This is a genomic window from uncultured Sphingomonas sp., assembly GCF_913778135.1.
Lineage (GTDB): Bacteria > Pseudomonadota > Alphaproteobacteria > Sphingomonadales > Sphingomonadaceae > Sphingomonas.
This window is the reverse complement of record NZ_CAJYVU010000042.1, coordinates 1-19982: the sequence shown is the minus strand read 5'-3', so window position 1 is coordinate 19982 and position 19982 is coordinate 1. Positions and strand designations below refer to the sequence as shown.

The 19982-nt window shown below is 66.6% G+C and carries 16 protein-coding genes and 1 pseudogene; all 17 read left to right on the top strand.

The window, feature by feature from the left end:
- The first annotated feature begins 1 nt into the window (after position 1).
- Entirely contained in the window at positions 2 to 1768 is a 1767-nt protein-coding gene (locus QZ847_RS04215; RefSeq protein ID WP_294353339.1) for a terminase TerL endonuclease subunit, read from the top strand.
- Positions 1768 to 3039, top strand: a complete 1272-nt coding sequence (locus QZ847_RS04210) for a phage portal protein (protein ID WP_294353337.1) — start codon at positions 1768 to 1770, stop codon at positions 3037 to 3039. The genes QZ847_RS04215 and QZ847_RS04210 overlap by 1 nt, the downstream gene beginning before the upstream one ends.
- A 1-nt stretch (position 3040) precedes the next feature.
- Positions 3041 to 3916: a S49 family peptidase gene (locus QZ847_RS04205; RefSeq protein WP_294353336.1), complete on the top strand. Its 876-nt coding sequence runs from the start codon at positions 3041 to 3043 to the stop codon at positions 3914 to 3916.
- Positions 3917 to 4014: 98 nt separating this feature from the next.
- Positions 4015 to 5445: a phage major capsid protein gene (locus tag QZ847_RS04200; protein ID WP_294353334.1), complete on the top strand. Its 1431-nt coding sequence runs from the start codon at positions 4015 to 4017 to the stop codon at positions 5443 to 5445.
- A 70-nt stretch (positions 5446 to 5515) separates the two neighbouring features.
- Positions 5516 to 5965 carry a hypothetical protein gene (locus QZ847_RS04195; protein WP_294353332.1) on the top strand — a complete coding sequence of 150 codons (450 nt, stop codon included), beginning with the start codon at positions 5516 to 5518 and terminating at the stop codon, positions 5963 to 5965.
- A gap of 10 nt (positions 5966 to 5975) precedes the next feature.
- Entirely contained in the window at positions 5976 to 6626 is a 651-nt protein-coding gene (locus QZ847_RS04190; RefSeq protein ID WP_294353330.1) for a hypothetical protein, read from the top strand.
- Between the two features lie 83 nt (positions 6627 to 6709).
- Positions 6710 to 7195, top strand: a complete 486-nt coding sequence (locus QZ847_RS04185; RefSeq protein ID WP_294353328.1) for a head-tail connector protein — start codon at positions 6710 to 6712, stop codon at positions 7193 to 7195.
- The gene (locus tag QZ847_RS04180) at positions 7195 to 7545 is read left to right on the top strand and encodes a phage head closure protein (RefSeq protein ID WP_294353326.1); all 351 of its coding nucleotides are present in this window, start codon (positions 7195 to 7197) and stop codon (positions 7543 to 7545) included. The genes QZ847_RS04185 and QZ847_RS04180 overlap by 1 nt, the downstream gene beginning before the upstream one ends.
- Entirely contained in the window at positions 7545 to 8084 is a 540-nt protein-coding gene (locus QZ847_RS04175) for an HK97 gp10 family phage protein (RefSeq protein ID WP_294353324.1), read from the top strand. Before QZ847_RS04180 ends, QZ847_RS04175 begins: the two co-directional genes overlap by 1 nt.
- Positions 8081 to 8482 carry a hypothetical protein gene (locus tag QZ847_RS04170; RefSeq protein ID WP_294353323.1) on the top strand — a complete coding sequence of 134 codons (402 nt, stop codon included), beginning with the start codon at positions 8081 to 8083 and terminating at the stop codon, positions 8480 to 8482. Before QZ847_RS04175 ends, QZ847_RS04170 begins: the two co-directional genes overlap by 4 nt.
- Positions 8483 to 8493: 11 nt before the next feature.
- Positions 8494 to 8679, top strand: a complete 186-nt coding sequence (locus tag QZ847_RS04165; protein WP_294353321.1) for a hypothetical protein — start codon at positions 8494 to 8496, stop codon at positions 8677 to 8679.
- Between the two features lie 68 nt (positions 8680 to 8747).
- Entirely contained in the window at positions 8748 to 9197 is a 450-nt protein-coding gene (locus QZ847_RS04160; protein ID WP_294353319.1) for a phage tail tube protein, read from the top strand.
- Positions 9198 to 9307: 110 nt separating this feature from the next.
- The gene (locus tag QZ847_RS04155; protein ID WP_294353317.1) at positions 9308 to 9730 is read left to right on the top strand and encodes a hypothetical protein; all 423 of its coding nucleotides are present in this window, start codon (positions 9308 to 9310) and stop codon (positions 9728 to 9730) included.
- A gap of 35 nt (positions 9731 to 9765) precedes the next feature.
- Complete coding sequence (locus QZ847_RS04150; RefSeq protein WP_294353315.1) at positions 9766 to 10161, top strand: hypothetical protein; 396 nt, start codon at positions 9766 to 9768, stop codon at positions 10159 to 10161.
- A 19-nt stretch (positions 10162 to 10180) separates the two neighbouring features.
- Positions 10181 to 15076 (top strand): phage tail length tape measure family protein, encoded by a 4896-nt coding sequence (locus tag QZ847_RS04145; protein ID WP_294353313.1) that lies wholly within the window; start codon positions 10181 to 10183, stop codon positions 15074 to 15076.
- Positions 15073 to 19251, top strand: coding sequence for a hypothetical protein (locus tag QZ847_RS04140; protein WP_294353311.1), 4179 nt, complete (start codon positions 15073 to 15075; stop codon positions 19249 to 19251). Before QZ847_RS04145 ends, QZ847_RS04140 begins: the two co-directional genes overlap by 4 nt.
- 4 nt (positions 19252 to 19255) lie before the next feature.
- A pseudogene (locus QZ847_RS04135) lies at positions 19256 to 19982 on the top strand (hypothetical protein); the annotation flags it as partial.

The window sequence follows — 19982 nt, the reverse complement described above, 5'->3', positions numbered from 1 at the left end:
CATGGTCGAGCAGCCCGTCTGGTCGACCGCGTGCCCTGATTGGGAACGCCGCATCATCGAGCGGCAGTCGTTGGTGCCGTTCGCACCGCTGTTCCCCGATGAGGCGGCGAGCGCGCTGGGCGTGTTCAAGTCGCTTCGCATGGTCGATGTGGCAGGCCAGCCGACCTTTGGCGAGGCGTGCGAGCCGTTCGTGTTCGACCTCGTGGCGGCGATCTTCGGCGCCTACGATGCCGCCAGCGGGAACCGGCTGATCGAAGAGTACATGCTCCTGATCAGCAAGAAGAACGGCAAGTCGACGATCGCGGCCGGGATCATGCTGACGGCGCTGATCCGCAACTGGCGGCACGAGGCGGCGCTAAGCATCCTCGCGCCGACGCAGCGGATCGCGAACAACAGCTTCGCGCCCGCCGCGGCGATGGTGCGCGCCGATCCGAAACTACGCGTGCTGCTGCACCCGGTTGATAACCAGCGGCTGATCCGGCACCGTAAGACCAAGGCGGAACTGCGGGTGATCGCCGCGGACTCGCAGACTGTTGGCGGCAGCAAGGCCGGGTTCGTGCTGGTCGACGAGTTATGGTTGTTCGGCAAGCGGGCGAACGCCGAGGCGATGTTCGAGGAAGCGACCGGCGGCTTGGCGTCGCGGCCGGAAGGCTTCGTCATCTACCTGACAACGCACAGCGACGAACGGCCGGCTGGTGTGTTCAAAGACAAGCTCGATTACTTCCGGGGGGTTCGCGACGGCACGATCGCCGATCCGCGCAGCTTCGGCATGCTCTACGAGTGGCCGCGGGCGATGCGCGACGACGAAGCATACCTCGACCCCGACAACTTCTACGTCACCAATCCCAACCTCGGGCGATCACAGTCGGTCGGCTTCATCCAACGCAAGCTGCGGCAGGCGAAGGAAGGGAAGGGCGAGGACGGCGACACGTCGTCACAGATCGTCCTGGCCAAGTATCTGAACGTCGAGATCGGCATGCGGCTCTCGCGTGACCGCTGGACCGGCGCCGAGTTCTGGGACCGTGCGGCCGACGTGTCGCTCGTGTCGCTCGACGAACTGATCCGGCGCAGCGAGGTCGCGGTCGCGGGAGTCGATGGTGGTGGGCTGGACGATCTGCTCGGACTCTGCATCATTGGCCGCGAGAAGGGCAGCAAGCGTTGGCTGGTGTGGGTCTGCGCTTGGGCGTGGTCGATCGTGTGGGATCGTCGCTCTGACATCGCGACGAAGCTGGACGAGTTCGTTGCCGAAGGCACGTTGGTTCGCTGCGCCATGCCCGCCGACGACGATCTGGCAGCGGTGAGCGACGGAGACGCGGAAGACGCCGAGGACCTGACCGAGGACGTGCGCGGCGTGGTCGAGGTGCTCGTGCGAGTGCGCGACGCTGGCCTGCTGCCGGACCGCGGCGCGATCGGGCTGGACCCGGCCGGGGTCGCCGCGATCGTCGATGAGCTCTCGCGCTGCGGGTTCACCGACGACCAGCTGCGGGCGATCCCGCAGGGCTGGAAGTTGTCGAGCGCGATCAAGGGCGCGGCGCGCAAGGTCGCGGCGCGTGTGATGCGCCACGGCGGCACGAAGCTGATGACCTGGTGCATCGGCAATCTGAAACAGGAACCGAGGGGAGCAAGTGGCGTGGCTATCACCAAACAATCCCCGTCGGCGAAGATCGACCCGGTCGCGGCCATGTTCAACGCCGTCATGCTTATGAGCGAGAACCCGGAGGCCGCGGTCGGCTTCGTCTATGACCAACGCCCAATGCTGGTGCTTTGATGAGTCCCGACGATTACCGGCGCAATGCCGGCTACGTGGTCAGCACGGCTCACGGGCCGGCGATGATGACGAACGTGGCTCCGGTCGTGCCGAGCCGTCCTGCGCCGTCCAACGTGACCGATGGCCGCTTCTTCGGCAACGATACGTGGTCGCTGCTGTCGGCGCTGCCAGTGGAGGCTAATACGGCAGAGACCGCGGCGCGTGTTGCGGCGGTCTACTTCTGCGTTTCGCTGATCGCCGAGGCGGTCGGAAGCCTCGCGCTCGACTTCAAGGATGACGCCGGACGGCGCGACGACTTTCCGGTGGCGCAGACGCTTGCCTACGAGCCGAACCCGCTCCAGACCGGCGCGGAGTTCTGGGCGGCGATGGCGTACACGGCCGTTCTACGCGGCGAGGCATTCGCAGAACCGGTCGTCGGTCTCGACGGCGTCGAGGTCTGGCCGCTCGATCCGACGCGTGTCACGTCCGAATGGGGCGAGCGCAGCATGTCGGTGCGCTACCATTCGGATCGCGGCATGCGTCGCTTGCTGCCGCAGGAACTGTTCTGGTTCACGACGCTGGCGGATGGCGGTCTGCGTCCAATCACGCCGTGGCGGCAGGCAAAGGGCGCGATCGACTTCCAGCTCGCGCTCGAGGTCGGTGCGCGTGCCTTCTTCCGCAACGATCGCAAGCCATCCGGCGTCCTCTCGACCGACAAGTCGCTGACGCAGGAATCGGCCGACCGTCTGAAGGACGGCGTCGCTCGCTGGCGTCGCGGTGGAACGCCAGTGCTGGAAGCGGGCGTGAAGTATCAGGCGATCGGTGCGTCGAACACGGACGCGCAGCTGGTCGAGTTGATCAAGCAGCGCACGCTGGAAATGGGGCGCTATTGGCGCATCCCGCGCTCGATCATCGGCGACGATGGCGGCAACGCCGGCAACGGCGAGAACGACACACGCAGCTTCGTCAATTGGGCGCTGCGTCCGCTGACGCGGCGGATGGAGCAGGCGATCACCGTTCGCATGCTGCCGCCTGCTATCCGGGCGCAGGGCGTGCGGGCGAAGTTCAACCTCGACAGCATGCTGCGCGGCGACAGTGCGACCCAGTGGCGCAACGCCGTGCTTGCCCGCACGGCCGGCATCCTGAGCGTCAACACGATCGGCACCGAGTGGTTCGGCCAGCCGAAGATCAACGAGGACTGGGCGGACGATCCTCGTGCGCCGCTCAACAGCAACCGCGCTGCCGACACCCTCACGGGTGGAGAAACGGCGCCGCAGGACAAGGTACAGTAGAATGGATCAGCTGCTCGCCACGTCCGCGCTCTGGGCGATGCACCCGGCGTTCCTCGAAGCGGTCCTGAAGCGCGGATCGATCGACGCCATGTTGCCCGACGCCGTTCGCGATCTCGCGGCGATGATGGGCGGCACGCGCGAAGCCGCGAAGACGGCCGATCCAATCCGCGAAGGTGCAACCGTGATCATGCCGGTCACCGGACTGCTCGCGCCGCGCGGGCTGGGTGGCAGCATGTACTACGATGTGATCGCCGACCGCGTGCGCGAGTTCGCGGCTGACCCCAAGGTCGGCGCAATTGTTCTGCCGATCCGTTCGCCCGGCGGTTATGTCTGGGGCTGCGCCGAAGCGGGTGACGCAATCTTCGAGGCGAGAGCATCGAAGCCCGTCGTCGCCGTCGCCGACCCCTACTGCTTCTCGGCTGCATACTGGCTCGCGACGCAGGCGAGCGCCTTCTACTGCACCACCAGCGGGGAGGTCGGCTCGGTCGGCGTGCGCTCCGGTCACACCGACATGTCCGGGTTCGAGAGCAAGATCGGGATGGTCACCACGCTGATCGCGTCGCACCCCGACAAGATCGCTGGTCACTCGCATGCGCCGCTCAGTGACGAGGACCGGGCGGAGATACAGGAAGGCGTCGACGAGTCGAACGTCGCCTTCGCGGCCGCCATCGCTCGCGGGCGCGGCATGCCGATCGGCGAGGTCGCCGCGGTGCACGGCACGGGTAAGACATTCTCGGCCTCGCGCGCGCAGGCGAGCGGCGCAATCGACGGCATAGCGACGCTGCGCGACGTGGTCGCCAAGCTGAACACCAGCCGCGCCCGCTTGTCGCTGATGCGCAAGCAGGCTGCGGCGATGGAGCTTGCACTAGCACTCTGAGGATCCCCGCGAGGGGCGAAGTGGGGCGATGCCATCTGGCACCGCCCTTTGTGGGCGTGCGCGCCCGACAGACGACCTGCGGGTCAGGAGATGACAATATGCGGAAGTTCATGCTTCTGGCGACCGGCTCCGCGGTCGCCTCGATCGGTGCGATGTCGGCCGTGGAGCGCCGTCACGGCCGCTACATGCGCGGACCGGAGGGACACCAAGGCGGCGGGGGTTCGGTCAACATCGCGGTTCTGCGGACCGAGGCACAGCGTATTTCGACGCGCGTTCAAGCCCGCCTGGACAAGGCTGAAGGCGAAAATCGCGATCTCACCGCCGAAGAGCAGGCCGACCACGACAAGGACATGGCGGAAGCCAACGGTCTGAAGAACCGGATCGACCGTGCGCAGGCATCGATTGATCTGGCGTCGGGTGTCGGCAGTGGCGCTACGGGCACCACGCCCGGCACCGCTGGTCAGCAACAGCAGCCGCGTCCGCGCATCACCTTCACTGCGACACCGGAGAATGGCGGCTTCGCTAACCTTGCCGAGTTCGCGCAGGCGGTGCGGGTCGCCAATCCCGCGGCCGGTCAAAACTTCCGCCTGGACGATCGCCTCGCCGCTCCGGCGAACGTCCACATGGAACAGGGCGACGCGGCCGGCAGCTACCTTGTCCCAGCCGAGTTTCGCCAGCAGATCGTCAACCTCGTCTTCGACGACGGCAACGATCCGATCATGGACCTGATCTCGCCCGACCCGACCGCATCCAATCGCGTCGTGGGTCTGGGCGACATGACGACGCCGTGGGGATCGAGCGGCATTCGCGCCGCATGGCGGTCGGAAGGCGAGCAGATGCAGCCGAGCCGCATGGAGCTCACACCGCGCGAGACCAAGCTGGGCGAACTCTACGCCTTCGTACTCGCAACCGAGGAACTGCTCGAAGACGCACCGCGCGTCTCGACGCTGCTGACCACGCATGCCGCTTCCGCGATCCGGTGGAAGGCCGCGGACGCGTTCATGTACGGCGACGGGGTCGAGAAGCCGCTCGGTTGGCTCGAATCGCTGGCGACGATCATGGTCGCCAAGGAAGGCGGGCAGGCCGCCGCGTCGATCGTCCGTCAGAACATCGCGAAGATGTTCTCGCGCATGATCATGCCGACGCAGGCAAGCTGGCTCGCGAACAGCGATACGCTGCCCGCGCTGATGGAGTTGAAGACCGACGCGGGCGTGCCGCTCTGGTATCCGAATTATCAAGCGGCGCCGGGTGGTACGCTGCTGGGTCGGCCGGTGATCTTCAACGAGCATTCGCGCTCGATCGGGCAGTACGGCGACCTCCAGTTCGTCAATCCGAACGGCTACGAGGCCTTCCGCAAGCAGAACGGCGTCAGCTTCGCGGACTCGATCCACCTGTACTTCGACTACAACATCCGCGCGTTCCGCTGGGTGTTCCGCATCGGTGGTCAGCCCGTGCTCGGAAAGCCTGTCGCGCCCGCGCAGGGCGCCAACACCAAGTCGCACTTCGTCGCGCTCGCCGAGCGCGCCTGAAGCCCAGCCCGACCGGCGCCGCGGCGCCGGCCGGTCGCGGTGGTCGCGGCCGGAGCCAGAAGGACCCAATATGTTCGGCAATCTGAACCCTACGGCCCGCGCCGGGATCGCGGCCGTGATCAATCCCGCTCAGGCGAACGTCGGCACGGTTACGACACCGTGGGTCGACGCGCGCACCTTTCATTCGCTGCTCGCAATCCTCGCGGTGGGCGTTCTCGGCGCGGCTGCAACCGTTGACGCCGTCATCGAGCAGGCAACGGACAACGCGGGCGGCAACGCCAAGGCGGTGCCCGGATCGACCATCGCGCAGCTGACCAAGGCCGCGAGCGACAATACGCAGGTCGAGATCAACGTTCGACCGGAAGACCTCGACAAGAATGGGGGCTTCAAGTTCGTCCGTCTGTCGCTGACCGTGGGCGGCGCTGCGAGCCAGATCGCCGGCTTCGTGCTCGGCTTCGATCCTCGCTACGGCGCGGCCAGCGCCAACCAGACCAACACCGTCGCCCAGACGGTCGGCTAAGGAGGGTGCAATGATCGAGTTCCTTCAGGACTATCAGACGCGGGCGCTGCCGCCCGAGACGTTCAAGCGCGGCGAGCAGGTCAAGCGCTCCGAAGACAGCGAGCAGTACTTCGTCCGCCTGGGTGTCGCCGGCTTCGTAACCAACGGCGGCTTGGTCGATCAGGATCATCTGCCGATCACGCCGGCCGCGCCGGTTTCGCAGGTGGTGACCCCCGGCGAGCGTCGCGCCAGCGTGTTGGGTGGCCGTGCGGGCGAACTCGCACTCGGTCTCGACACGCCGCAGCGGGCTACCAGCGGGCCGGGAACGGCCGCGCTGATCGGTGGCGATCAGCAGACGGCGGCTATCGCGAGCGACGTGGACCGGCTGATCCTCGAACTGGAGACCGCCAACGCGGCAGGCGGTGACCTCACGCAGAAGCTGCAGCAGGCGCTCGACGACCTTCAAGCTGAACGACACGCCCATGCCGCGACGCGTGACCAGATCGCCGGTCTGAACACCAGCCTTGGTGCTGCCGACAATGGCCGCGCCGAAGCCGAGCGGGAGGTTGGCGACCTGAAGGCGCGCGTCACGACGCTGGAAGGGCAGCTTGCCGAGGCGATGAAGCCTGCGGGCGAGCAGCAGGAGCAGAAGCCCGCCGAAAAGCCGGCGAAGGCAAAGTAATCGAGAGGGGCGGCAGCATGGCGACAAATCTGCGATCTGCCGCCCCGGTCGACTGGGACAGCATCATACCGCTCGAAACTGCGATGGCGCAGGTCAAGGCGGACGATGCTGACACCCAGCTGGTGAAAGCGCTCCGCGCGTCCGCCATCGACTGGGTAGAACGCTACACGGCGTGCGCGTTGTCGCGCCGGCAATTCGTGTGGTCGCCCGACCGGGTGGATTGTCGCCTGACGTTGCCGCGCGGTGTCGATCCAGTGATCGAAAGCGTCGAGGCGTTCGACGAGCGTTCCGCGAGCGTGCCGCTCGACGCCGCTGCATGGCGATTGGCTGGTGCTGCGCTCGTGTTGGTGTCCAATCGGGTGCCGCGTGCCACGCAAAGCATTCGCGTGGTGTTCACCGCCGGGTTCGAGAACGTGGCTGAAGAAGCACCGTCGCTCGTGACGGCCTGTCTGATGATGCTCGCCCACTTCTATCGTAATCGTGAGGCATCCGCGGCTGTGGCGATGAGCGCGGTGCCGTTTGGCGTGGAGGCGTTGTGCGGACCCTTCCGTGATGTGGTGATCGCCTGATGGTCGGACTTGCTGCTGGCGATCTGCGCGATCGGGTCACGATTGAGCGGCCGGTTGCTGACGGCGCGTTTGATGGTGCCGGTTCCGGCGCCTGGACGAAGGTTGCGACCGTGTGGGCGAGCGTCGTCGATGCGCTGCCGAGCCGTGGCGAGAAACTGGCCGAGGGGATCAACGTCACGGCGCGGCCTGCTCGCATTCGGATGCGTTACCGCGAGGACCTTACTGCCGCGATGCGCTTGGTGATGGGTGATCGCGTCATGCAGATCGTCGCCGGCCCCGCTGTAATCGGCAACCGGGACGGGATCGAGGTCATGGCGGAGGATTACACCTCTGCCGGCAACGCCGCCTGATGGCTGGTGTGCGCGGGCGCGAAGCCGTTTCGCGCTACCTCCGCGACCTGCCCGAGGAACTTACGAAGGTCCTCCGCGGAGCCGGGCGGGCGGGCGGAAAGGTGATCGCCGACGAAGCGCGCGCCGAGGTCCGATCCGACCTTGTTCGTGCCAACATCACGGCCAAGTCGGCGATCGACGCTGAGCAGGTGCGGGTGACCGTCACCGTGAAGCGTGGCTTCGCGCGATCGGTCGGCACCTGGCTGGAATATGGCACCGATCCGCACTTCATCAGTGTCGACGACAGCGTGCGCCGCGGCATGAGTGTCGGGCGCATCAACCGGGCCGGAAGCGATGAGCACAAGGCCTCGCTGGTGATCAACGGAAAGCCGGTCGGCACGACTGTCTTCCACGAAGGTGCGAGACCTTATCCGTTCCTGCGTCCCGCCTTGGACCGGAAGGGCGACGACGCGATCGGTGCTGCAAAGCAATACGTGCTGTCGCGGATCAAGGGCGGCGCAGTCGTCGCCGAGCCGGAAGCGCAGGAGGGTGACGAGTGAGCGGCGTTTCGATCATCGGTGCGCTACTCGCGGCGCATAAAGCCTTGCGTGATCTGGTGCCCGAAGATCGCATCAAGGCCGGTCGCTTGCCGGACGGCGTGAAGCTACCGGCGCTGCTGGTGCGCACCGTGTCTTCGGGCGAGTGGCAGGCGTTGGAGCGCGGCGACAACGTGCCGACCACCGATCGCGTGTCGGTCACCGTCCGCGCCGCCAGCTACCGCGATCAGAAAGCAGTCATGAAGCTGATCGTCGCGGCCTGCGCAGGTCGCACCGGCATGATCGCCGACTTCAACCGCGTCGCCGTGCTGACGGCAGGCGCCGGCCCGGACGTGGCCGGGCCAGCCGATAGCTTCGAGCAGACGCAGGATTTTCGCGTGTCATTCGACGCGCCACAGTGAGGAGAACACGCATGTCGACCCCCGCCACGAAGAAGGCGTTTGCAACGCGCGACTTCAAGGACGCTGGCACGTCCAAAGCGTACAAGCTGGGCGACGAGATCAACGCCGAACCGGGCGTGATCGATAACTACGCCGCTGCCGGCCTCGTGTCCGACCAGAAGCCCAAGGCCGACGCCGCTAAGCCTGACGCCGCCTAACCCCGCTTTCCTGCCCGCGGCAGGACTGACCCGCCGGCATCGCCGGCCTGCTCCAAGGGAGTTCCTACATGACCTCGATGACTGCCGCGGGTTCCAAGCTCGCGATCTCCGTTGCCTCGCCTGCCACGCTCGATGTGGCCGGCTATTCGGCCCTCAGCTTCACCACCATCGGACAGGTCGAGCAGCTGGGCGCGTTCGGCTCCACGACCGAAGTCGTCAATTTCCAGCCGCTCGACGGCCCTCTTCAGAAATACAAGGGACCGAGCAACTCGGGGGCAATTGCTCCGCAGCTGGCGCACGACGACGACGACGCCGGCCAGACGCTGCTGCGAACCGCGGCCGACGACAAGACCAGCAAGCTCTACACCTTTCGGGTCACGCTCCCGAACGGCGCGCGTCGTTTCTTCGGCGGGCGCGTCTTCGGCTATCCCGAGACGGTCGGCGCCGCGAACAGCATGGTCATGGCCAACCCGTCGATCGAGATCAGCACGGACGTGATCAAGGCGCCCGCCGCCTAGCCATCCATCAGTTTCGGCGCCCGCGACGCCGATCACCACCATGCACCGGCTCGCCCCGCTCGTCGCGGGTCGCGGGGCGGGTCGGTGCGCCATCCCCCGCGAGGATACTCATGAAGATCAAGACGCTCGCCGTATCGGCCACCGCTTTCCTGCACCTGAAGGGGCCGGATGGAACGCACCTGTACGACGGCAAGACGCCGGTCGGCATCGATCTGTTCGGCCCCGGCTCGCCCGAGTACGCCCGGATCGAGGAACGCCAGTCCGCGCGCACGATCAAGCGCATGCAGGACAACGACAACAAGCTGGCGCACGTGCCGATCGAGCAGCGCCGCGTCGAATCGAGCGAGGACTTGGCCGACCTGACCAAGGACTTCCGCAACATCGAGCATGACGGCGAAGATGGTCAGCCGCTCACCGGCCGCGCGCTGCACATCGGCGTCTATGCGGACCCTGCGCTCGGCTGGATCAAGGAACAGGTGATCAAGTTCGTCGGTGATTGGGGAAAGTTCACGCCCGGATCGCAGACGAGCTGACGCTCTACGTCCGGCAGATGGCATGGCTCAACGCCGTGCCGAAGCCGGACCCGAACAGCGCGCGCGGCAAAAGCGAGGCGGCGCACGCGAAGGTGAGCCGTCTCGACGCGCTGAAGCAGGCGAAGATCACGCCGAAGATGCCGCCTAATCCGGCGCCGCACATCATCGACCGCCTGATCGAGATCGGCACGACCGAAGCGGGCGGCATGGGTGCGGTGCCGATCAGCTGGCGCGAGATCGTGGCGTGGCAGGAAGCGACGTGGGTGCGGCTCGCGCCTTGGGAGGCGCGACTGCTGCGACGCCTGTCCGCTGCGTACCTCGCCGAAAGCAAGCTCGCCGAAAGCGAGAACCGTTCCGCGCCCTGGCACACAGGGCCGGATCAGCAGTCAATCGAGACCGAGCAGGCCCGCCTCGAAGCGGTGCTCGGCTGACGGGAAGGGAGGGTTTAGCATGGATACCGGCTCTCCCGATCTGGGCGTCGACTTCGTCATCAACTTCGGTGACAGCTTCGGCGGGCTGAAGACGCTCGATGATCTGATCGGCACCACCAGCGCCAACGCAGTGCGCGAGTTCCAGCGCCTACAGAAGGCGGTCGACGGCGGTCTCGGCATGTCCGAGGCCTCCGCCCAGTTCCGCACCCTCGACGCGTCTGCGACACGCGCGCTTCGATCGGCCGCGAAGGAAGCGGCGAACGCCGAGCGTGCCGGCGAGGCGCTGGTGCGTCAGCTGGAGAAGCAGAACGCGACCTTCGGCAAGAGCCGCGAGGAAGTGCGTGCCATGCGCGTCGAGGAAGCGGCGCTCGCGGCCGAGCGGACGAAGAACAGCGATCTGGCGGGCCGGCTGCGCGCCGAGCTACAGCTGCTGGTCAACGCCGAGGCCGAGGCTGCGGCGATGGCACAGACGCAGGCGCAGGCTGTGCGTGAGGCCGCGTTCGCATACAATCAGTTCGAGGCCGCAGCGCGGCGCGGCATGGCGCTCGCTCGCGAGGCGGATGCGCGCGATGCGGCTGTGGCACGTGAAGCCGAGGCGCAGGCGGTCCGCGACGCTGCGTTTGCCTACAATCAGTTCGAGCGCGCCGCGCGCGAAGGCATGGCCATCGCCCGCGAAGAGGACGCGCGCGCGGCCGCGGTCGCGCATGAAGCCGAGGCGCAAGCCCTGCGCGACGCGGCGTTCGCGTATAATCAGTTTCAGGTCGCGGCACGTGCCGGCATGACCGCGTCGCGCGAGATCGATGCCAATGCGGCCGCGGCCGAGCGCCTGAGGCTGTCTACCGATCCGCTTTATGCTGCGACCAAGCGGGTCAACGACGAGATCGCCGAGTCGACCCGGTTGTTCAAGGCCGGCGCCATCGCCGAGGGCGAGTACATCCGACAGCAGGCGGTGCTGACTGAGCGGTTGAACGCCCATACCGTCGTGCAGGACACGAACACGGTAGCAGCAAAGCGCGGTAGCGGTGCCCTGACACAGCTGTCGTTCCAGTTGAACGACGTGGCGACGATGGCTGCGGCCGGCTCTCCCCCGTTCCAGATCCTCGCCACACAGGCGGGGCAGATCGTGCAGGTGTTTCAGATGGCGGAGGGCGGCGCCAAGGGGCTGGCGCTCGAACTAGGCGGGCTGCTGCTGCGCTTCGCCCCCCTGATCGGCTTCGTCGCCGCGGCTGGCGCCGGGCTCGCGCTGTTCGTGCGCTGGGTCAACGAGGGCGTCACGAACAATCAGCTGACTAAGGACCTCGGCGACATCACGGGCGGCGCGGACGCCACCAAGCAGGAACTCTACAAGCTGAAGGACGAGACCGTCACGTGGGGAGATACCACTAAGGCGATCTTCAGCGTGGTCGGCCATGATGTGGCCGAAGCGTTCGTCGGTGACATGAAAGGCATGTCGAGCAGCGTGAAGAGCGTGCTCGACGACATGACCAGCTACGGCCGCAAGGCGCTTGCCGCGCTCTACGCGGGCGTGGCCGGCACGAGATCGTACCTCAACGAGGTCGAGAAGGGCGGACTTCTCGGCCTTGGGAAGATGATGATCGGGCTGGGCGATCCCAAGCTGATCGAGAAGACGTACGGCGCGGCGTATGACGCCGCGGACAAGTACCTGACCAAGCTGGGCGCCCGGATCAAAACGGCCGCGATCGGCAACGCGCGCGAGCGCATCGCGAAGAGCATCGGATTTAACAACGAACCCAAGCCGAAGACCGACCGCCATGCGGATCAACTCGCGCGCGAGGCGGCCGCGACCGAGGCGCAAATCCGCAACCTGTACAAGCTGGCCGACGCCTACGGTGTGTCAGGCGCAGCCGCGCTGATCGCCGAAGCGCGCGTGAAGGCCGAGAGCGAGGCGATCAAGAAGCGCGCCGACATCGAAGAAGCGGTTGCGCGGCAGGTCCGGCTCTCCGTGGCGCAGCGGGTCGCGGACAGCGCGAAGTCGACGGCTGGACTGCGCGACGAGGCGCTGATCCAAGAGCAGATCAACGCAGGCGTGGCTGATGGCTCGATTGCGACGGAGCGCGCCAACGTCCTCCTGCGTGAGCGGCTGGCCGATCTTCCCCTGCTCGCCGCGCTGGAAGCGGCTCGCACGGTCAAGGACCTGAAGGGTACGCAGGAAGCCACGAAGGCGCTGGAAGAGCAGCGGGCGGCCCGTGACCGGCTGACCGATGCACAACGAGCCGCGCAGATCGCGACGGCGACGATCGACGGCAACGACCGGCTGGCCGAGTTGCGCGAGGAACTGCGGCTTGTCGGCGCGACCGAGGCGGTGCGTGTTCGCGCTCTGGCGGTGTTGCGCGCAACGCAGGAGGCCTCGCGAAAGGACTGGACCGGGCCGAAGGCTGAAGCGTGGATACAGCAGCAGGCGGACATAGCCGTCGCACAGCTGCAAGTGTCGGAAGCGACCGACGCATGGAACGCCTCGCTCGGCTACACCTCCGACCTGTTCGGCGAGATCGATCACGCAGCGCAGGGCGCGGCTCGCGGTATGTCGGACGCGTTCGGGTCGGTTGGCGCATCGATCGGTGACGCGCTGACGATCATGACCGCGTTCTACGCGGATCAAGCGAACCTTCAGCAGGCGCACGACGCGGCGATCCGCAAGGCGGCGGGCAATCAGGCGGCAATCGCGCACGAGCAGCAGCTGTACGCGATCCGTTCGTCGTCGCTTCAGATCGGCGCCTACGGAGACATGTCGGCCGCGGCGAAGAGGTTCTTCAAGGAAGGCTCGGCCGGGTACAAAGCACTCGGGGCGGCCGAGAAGGCGTTCCGCATCGCGCAGTTCGCCATGTCGGTGCAGGCGATGGTGCAGAACGCAGCCGAGACGCTGGGTTTCGTCGCCAACTCTGCCGCAAAGGCGACCGCGGCCGGCGCCGAGGGCGTGGCGACACAGTCGAAGCTGCCATTCCCGGCCAACATCGCCGCGATGGCCGCAACGGCCGCGGCGCTGGTTGCGGCAGGTGTCGCCATCTTCGGTGGCGGTGGTGGCGGTTCATCCGTTCCCAAGTCGAACACGGGCACCGGAACGGTGCTGGGCGATGCTGACGCGAAGAGCGAAAGCCTGAAGCGCTCGATCGATCAGCTGCGCGAGATCGACACCGTCACGTCGGTGTTTGCGCGCCAGATGGCGGGGTCGCTTCGCTCGATCGACGATCAGATCGGCGGGCTGGCGGCGGTGCTCGTGCGCTCGGGCAACGTCGATGCGTCCAGCGGCGTGATCGAGGGCTTCAAGTCCGACGTGATCGGCTCGATCCTCGGCAAGGTCCCGGTGATCGGCGGGTTCCTGTCTTCGCTGTTCGGCAGCAAGACGACCGTCCTCGCCTCGGGTCTGTATGGTGGAGCGCAGTCGGTCGGTAGCATCCTGTCGAACGGCTTCGACGCGTCGACCTACAGCGACGTGCAGAAGAAGAAGAAGTTCTTCGGCCTGACCACCAGCACCAAGACCTCGACGCAGTTCGGCGCGGCCGACGCCGATCTGGAACGTCAGTTTACCCTTATCCTCGGCAGCTTCGCGTCCGCTATCGCGGGAGCGGCCGCGCCGCTCGGCGAGGCGACCAGCGCGGTCGAAGCGCGCCTGAACGGCTTCGTCGTCAACATCGGCAAGATTGACCTGAAGGGGCTGACCGGCACCCAGATACAGGAAAAGCTTGAGGCGGTGTTCGGCGCCGCGGCCGATGGCATGGCCGAGGCGGCGTTCCCCGGCATCGCCCGCTTCCAGAAGGCGGGTGAAGGTGCGTTCGAGACGCTGGTGCGTGTCGCCTCGACGCTGGAAGCCGTGTCGTCGTCGCTCGACCTGATCGGGGGAAGCGCGCGCGCCATGTCGATCGATGCCAAGCTCGGCCTCGCCGATCAGTTCGACAGCGTGGGTGATCTGACGAACGCTATGGAGGCCTATTTCGGCACCTACTTCAGCGAGGCGGAGCAGGCCGCGGCCAAAACGGCACAGCTGGGGCGCGTGTTCGAGAGCATGGGCCTGACCATGCCGGCCACGCTTCATGCCTTCCGCGCGCTCGTCGAGGCGCAGGACCTGACCACCACGGCGGGACAGCAGACCTACGCAACCCTTCTGCAACTCGCGCCCGCGTTCGCGGACCTTCAGAAGTCCATGGCCGGCGCGAAGAGTGCCGCGGACGTGCTCGCCGAACGGCAGGACCTCGAACGCAAGCTGCTCGAACTGAACGGCGACACCGCTGCCCTTCGGGCGCTGGACCTCGCCAAGCTGGACGAAAGCAACCGCGCGCTCCAGCAGCAGATTTGGGCGATCGAGGATGCCAAGCAGGCCGCAGATGCCGCCAAGGACCTGCGCGATGCCTGGACCTCGGTCGGCGACAGCATCATGGACGAGGTCAAGCGCATCCGTGGGCTGACGGACAATGGGGGTGGCGACACCTTCGCCTCGCTCATGGGTCAGTTCAACGCCGCGACCGCCGCGGCACGTGCAGGCGACCTTGATGCCGCCAAGAGCCTGCCCGGTCTGTCGCAGTCGCTGCTCAACGCAGCGGCGGAGATGGCCACCAGCCGACAGGAACTGGCGCGTATGCAGGCGCAGACGGCCGCAAGCCTAGAGGCGACCTACGGCCTGCTGAACGGGCTTCCTGCCAGCACGCCGGCTGCAAGCCCCGATCGCGCCATTCTTGAGGCCATGTCGACCAGCGTCACCGCTCCCGTGTCGGGTGCGGCGAACGACGATGTGGCATCGGTGATCCGTGACCTGAAGGAAGAAACCGCCAGCATGAAACGCGACCTGACCTCCGCGCTCGCCGTGATCGCCGGCAACACGGCGAAGGTCGCGAAGAAGCTGGATGACGTGACGGCCGAGAGCGGTGGTAATGCGGTGACGATCGCGAGCGTCGCGGCGTGAGGGTCATCACCGAAGCCGGGGAAGTGATCAACCTCGGCATCACCGAGGCGGCGCCGACGATCGGCATCGTCGACTATAGTCGTCGCGTCACCGACGACTTCGGCGTCACCACGGTCGTGCAGCGCGGCTTTTCGCGCACGATGTCGGTGCGTCTGGCGCTGCCGTTCGATCAGGTTGACGCGGTCCAGCGCCGGCTTGCCGATCTGCGTTCGACGCCTGCCGAGTGGATCGCCGACGATCGCTTCGCGAGCCTGCGCATGACGGGGTTCTACAAGGACCTCAGCTTCGATCTCGCCATGCCCCCGATCAGCTATTGCACGCTCACCGTTGAAGGCTTGGTGTCGACCGAAGTTATGCTCGACAGCGCCATCGATCCCGCGCCGGGCGAGCAGACTTCCACGCTCCGCCTGCTGACCCCCGCCGAGGTGACCGACGCAGCGCTGACGGCGTCCAGCGTGCCGGAAAATGACGCGCCTGAGTGGGCGGCTGGCACGACGTACCCGGCTGGTGCGCAGGTGATGCTTGGTTCAGCGCACCGCCTCTACGAGAGCCTGATCCCGCTCAATGTTGGTAAGAGTCCGGCTGCTGACGCGAGCGCCTGGCTTGATGTCGGACCGACCAACCGTTGGGCAATGTTCGATGACGCGCTCGGCACCGTGACGCGGGGTGACCAGCGCATCGCGGTTACCGTTTCGGTCGGGCCGGTGGAAGCCATCGCCTTGATCGACATCAAGGCTGATGCCGTGCGTGTGCAGACTGCCGGTTACGATCGAACCGCTCAGGTACGATCAGGCACGGTTACCTTCCTCGATTTGCCCGGAGGCAGCGCTGCCGTGACGATCACTGCAAGCGCAGGGGCGACCGTCGAGATCGGCACGTTGCTGATCGGCCGTCTAGCTGCTCTCGGGATCACCGAAGCGTCACCGACTGCCTCGATCACCGATTTCAGCCGCAAGCAGATCGACGACTTCGGCGAGGTGACGATCGTCAAGCGCGCGTTCGCAAAGAACATGACGGCGCGCGCGCTGCTCGACAGCGCGGCCGTCGACGTGGTCGCGGCACGGATCGCCAACGTCCGTGCGCGGCCGTGTCTATGGATCGGGCAGGACGGGGTCGAAGCGCTGACGATCTATGGCTTCTTCAAGGAAGCCTCGGTCGAGATTGGCGAGACGCTGAGCAAGCTATTGCTCTCGATCGAGGGCATGAGCGCGGCCGCGAAGCTGAAGCCGCTCGGTAGCTTGGTGAATTGGGACGATGTTGCCGATCCCGCTGGCACGAAGCCTGCCGACAATGCGACCAACACCGCCAAGCCGGATGCGCCGTTCGGACCCGGCGCGACCGTTGGTTCGGCCCTTCTCACGATCGAGAAGGTGCCGTCGCTGATCGAGCGCGTCGACGCGATCGAGCCGGTGGTGAGCGATGTCGACGCGCTCAAGGAAGCCGCAGTCGGGCAGGACAAGACGCTCGAGCAGCTTGGCCAGGTCACCATCGACCACGACGCGCTGATCCGGCAGGCCGAACGTGCGGCTGGTCGGATCGACGACGCGCTGCTGCGGCAGGTGATGGAGAGTGCGCGCACGCGGCAGGTGATCCGCGATGCGGGCATCGATATTGATCCAGTGACCGGCATCGCCCGGCTCTACGCCATCGACCAGCAGGCCGAGCGGATCGCGCGTGCCGAGCTCGCGATCGACGCGCAGAGAGGCACGATCGCGCTGAAGGCGGACTCTGCCTACGTTGACGAGCAGATCGCGCTCGCGGTGCTCGATCCCGCTCAGGTTGCCGAGCTGGAGCCGATCATCAAACGGCTGGCGACCGCCGAGCTGACAATTGATGGTCTGTCCGGCTCAATCGTGACCAAGGCCGAGGTGATCGACCTGGGCAAGGTCGACAAGCGCGTGACGGACGCGTCTGAAAAGATCGACGCGCTGGCGGGCGAGATTGAGGACAAGGTCGAGAAGACGACGTTCGACGATCTCGGCAAAACGGTGCAGTCCATATCGGAGAAGCTGTCGACGGTCGGCGACACGACCGGGTTGTCGCTGACTATCCGGCAGGCGCGGATTGTCGCTGACGACGCCGCGACTGCGGCGATGCGGGCATCGCTGTCGGGCGACGAGGCGGTCCGTCGCCAGATCGTGCAAGCGGCCGAGGTCCGCGAGGATGTGTACACCCGGATCGTCGCCGGCGAGCTGACCGAGGCACGCGCGCGGCTCGCGCTCGCGGCCGAGGTCGGCGACGTACGCGCGATGGCGCTGCGTGAGACAGCGACCCGCATCGCCGACGACGAGGCGATCGCGTCCGATGTGCGCGCGCTCGGCGTCACCAGCAAGGATCAGGCCGCGGCGATCGGCGAGAACGCCGAGGCGATCCTGACGGCCGCGGGCGGCGTCGCCCGCACGCAGACGACGATCCGGCAGGTGGTCGGTCGTGCCGACGAGAGCGACGAAGCGATCCTGCGTGCGCTCGTGAACGGCGATATCGACAGCCGCGCCCGACGCGACCAGCTAGTGCAGATACAGACCGAGTTCGCGACATCGTTGGTCACCAACGAGGCGGCGAGCGCAGCCGCCCGGCAAACGTTGCTGGTGCGCATGGCAGCGGCCGAAGCCGCGATCGTCGAGACGAGCCGTGTTCTTGCCACCACGACGCAGGCGCTGGCCGAGCGGATCAGGGCTGCGGAAGCGGTGGTCGCTGATCCTGTGACCGGCCTCGCCGCCACGCGCGCGCGGCTGATCGAGGAAGAGAAGCTCAGCGCCGACCGCGACAAGGCAACCACGGGCAAGCTGTCGCTGCTGGAAGCTGCCGTCGAGGATCCCGAGACAGGGCTTGCTGTGACACGCGCGCAGCTGGCCGACGAGATAAAGCTCAGCGCAGACCGGGATGGCGCGATGGGCGAGCGCGTCGATACGCTGGTGGCCGAAATCGACGACCCTGCAACCGGCTTGGCGGTGACGCGGGCACAGCTGGCCGATGAGGTGAAGCTGAGTGCCGATCGTGACGGCGCAATGGGCGAGCGCGTCGACGCTCTGGTGGCCGAGTTCGGCGATCCTGCTGCGGGCCTCGCCGCCACGCGCGCGCAGCTGGCCGATGAGGTGAAGCTGAGCGCAGATCGTGACGGCGCGATGGGCGAGCGCGTCGACGGGCTCGAAAGCGTCATCACCAATCCCGACACCGGCTTGCCGGCCGTCAACGCGTCGGTCGGGCGGCTGACCGAGACGACGGCGAAGGCGGACGAGGCGAACGCCAAGCTGATCGAGCAGGTGCGGGTGAAGCTCGGCGACCTGGGCGAAGCGACGGTGTCGGACCTGATCGAGGCGGTGGTGAAGGCCAACGGCGACATCATGGCGACGCGCACCTTCGCGATCGACGTCAACGGTAATCTCGTCGGCACGCAATTGGTTGGCTCACCAAACGGGCGCGGCAGCCTCAACGCCATCAACATCGACCTGAATATGGGTGCGGGCCGCATCATCATGGACACCGGCACGATGATGCTGGCCAGCGGCGTCGGCTTCGGAGCGCAGCGCGATCTGCTGCTGTGGTTCGGCCCGACTATGCCTTTGGAGCAGTGCAGCCGCACGAACGGTCAGATGTTCCTGCCGACCACCGGGCAGGCATATTTCGGCGGTGGTCTGTCGGCTGGATCGCTGACGGTGCCGGCTACGAACCCCAGCCTTGCGGCCGATGCGGTCGCCGAGCTTCCCCGCTTCGGCTCGAACGGCAAGCCGGTGCGCTACATCGCGAGCTGGGCGTACACGTTCCGGCGGGTGAAGTTCTACAATCCCGACAGCGATGGCCTGCGCGACTTTAACACCGACGCGCAGCGGTACAACGCCACGACAGACGACGGCTTCGACTATTTCGGCGCCGTCACGCAGAAGCAGCCCGCGTCGACGATCACGCTCAAGCGGGCGTTTGCTGGCGGCAACTACGAGCAGCTGAAGCAGGTGAGCTTCGACACGCAGACGCTGACCATGTCCGGCACCGCGCCGACGCCGGGCGATGCACCCGGCACCGCCACCTTCACCACTACGATCGGCGGGGGCTTCACCATCGTGGACCCCGCACAGACCGTTTCCGACCGCACCGTGCAGCTTGTGCTCTCGCGCGGCTTCGGCATCATCGAGGACGGCTCCAGCCAGCGCCTCAGCATCGTATCCGTCGAGGAGTAAGAATATGCCCTGGTATCGCGCCGGCACCGTCTCGGTCGCCAACGGCTCGCCCGTAGTCACCGGCGCGGGCACCGACTTCGTCGCCAACACGCAAGCCGGCGAGGTCTTTCTCGGCCCGGACGGCCGCGTTTATGAGATCAGCTCGGTACCGTCCGCGACCGAGCTGCGGATCGTACCAGCCTATCAGGGCGCCAGCGCTGGCGGGCAAAGCTACGGCATCCAGCCGACCAGCAGCTTCGCACGCGACCTCGCGATTACTATCGCCGCGCTGATCGCCAGCTTCGCCGCGGTACGCGACGGCGTGGGGCAAGGCCTCTTTCCTGACGGCTCGGCAGCATCGCCGGCCTTCCGCTTCGCGGCGGATCAGGACACCGGCATCCGTCGCAACAATCCCAATTCGCTCGCGCTCGTTACCGGTGGCGCCGATCGCGCCTTCGTCAACGCCTCTGGCCTCAGTGTCTTCGGTGACATGAGCACCGTGAGCGGCGCAGGACGGATCGGCTTTTTGGCTGACTCGCAGCAGTGGCCGCTAAACGGCGACAGTATCGCGCACTATGGCATGACCGTCGGCGTTACGCTCGGCGGTGGAGATCCGAAAACAGTGCTGTCGGGCTATGGCGGCTTGATCTTCGGCAGCGCCGGGCAAGAGCGGGCGCGGATCGATACGGCAGGTAACCTGCTCGTCGGCCAAACAAGCGCCTCGTGTCACACAATACGTAAAGGCTTTAGCG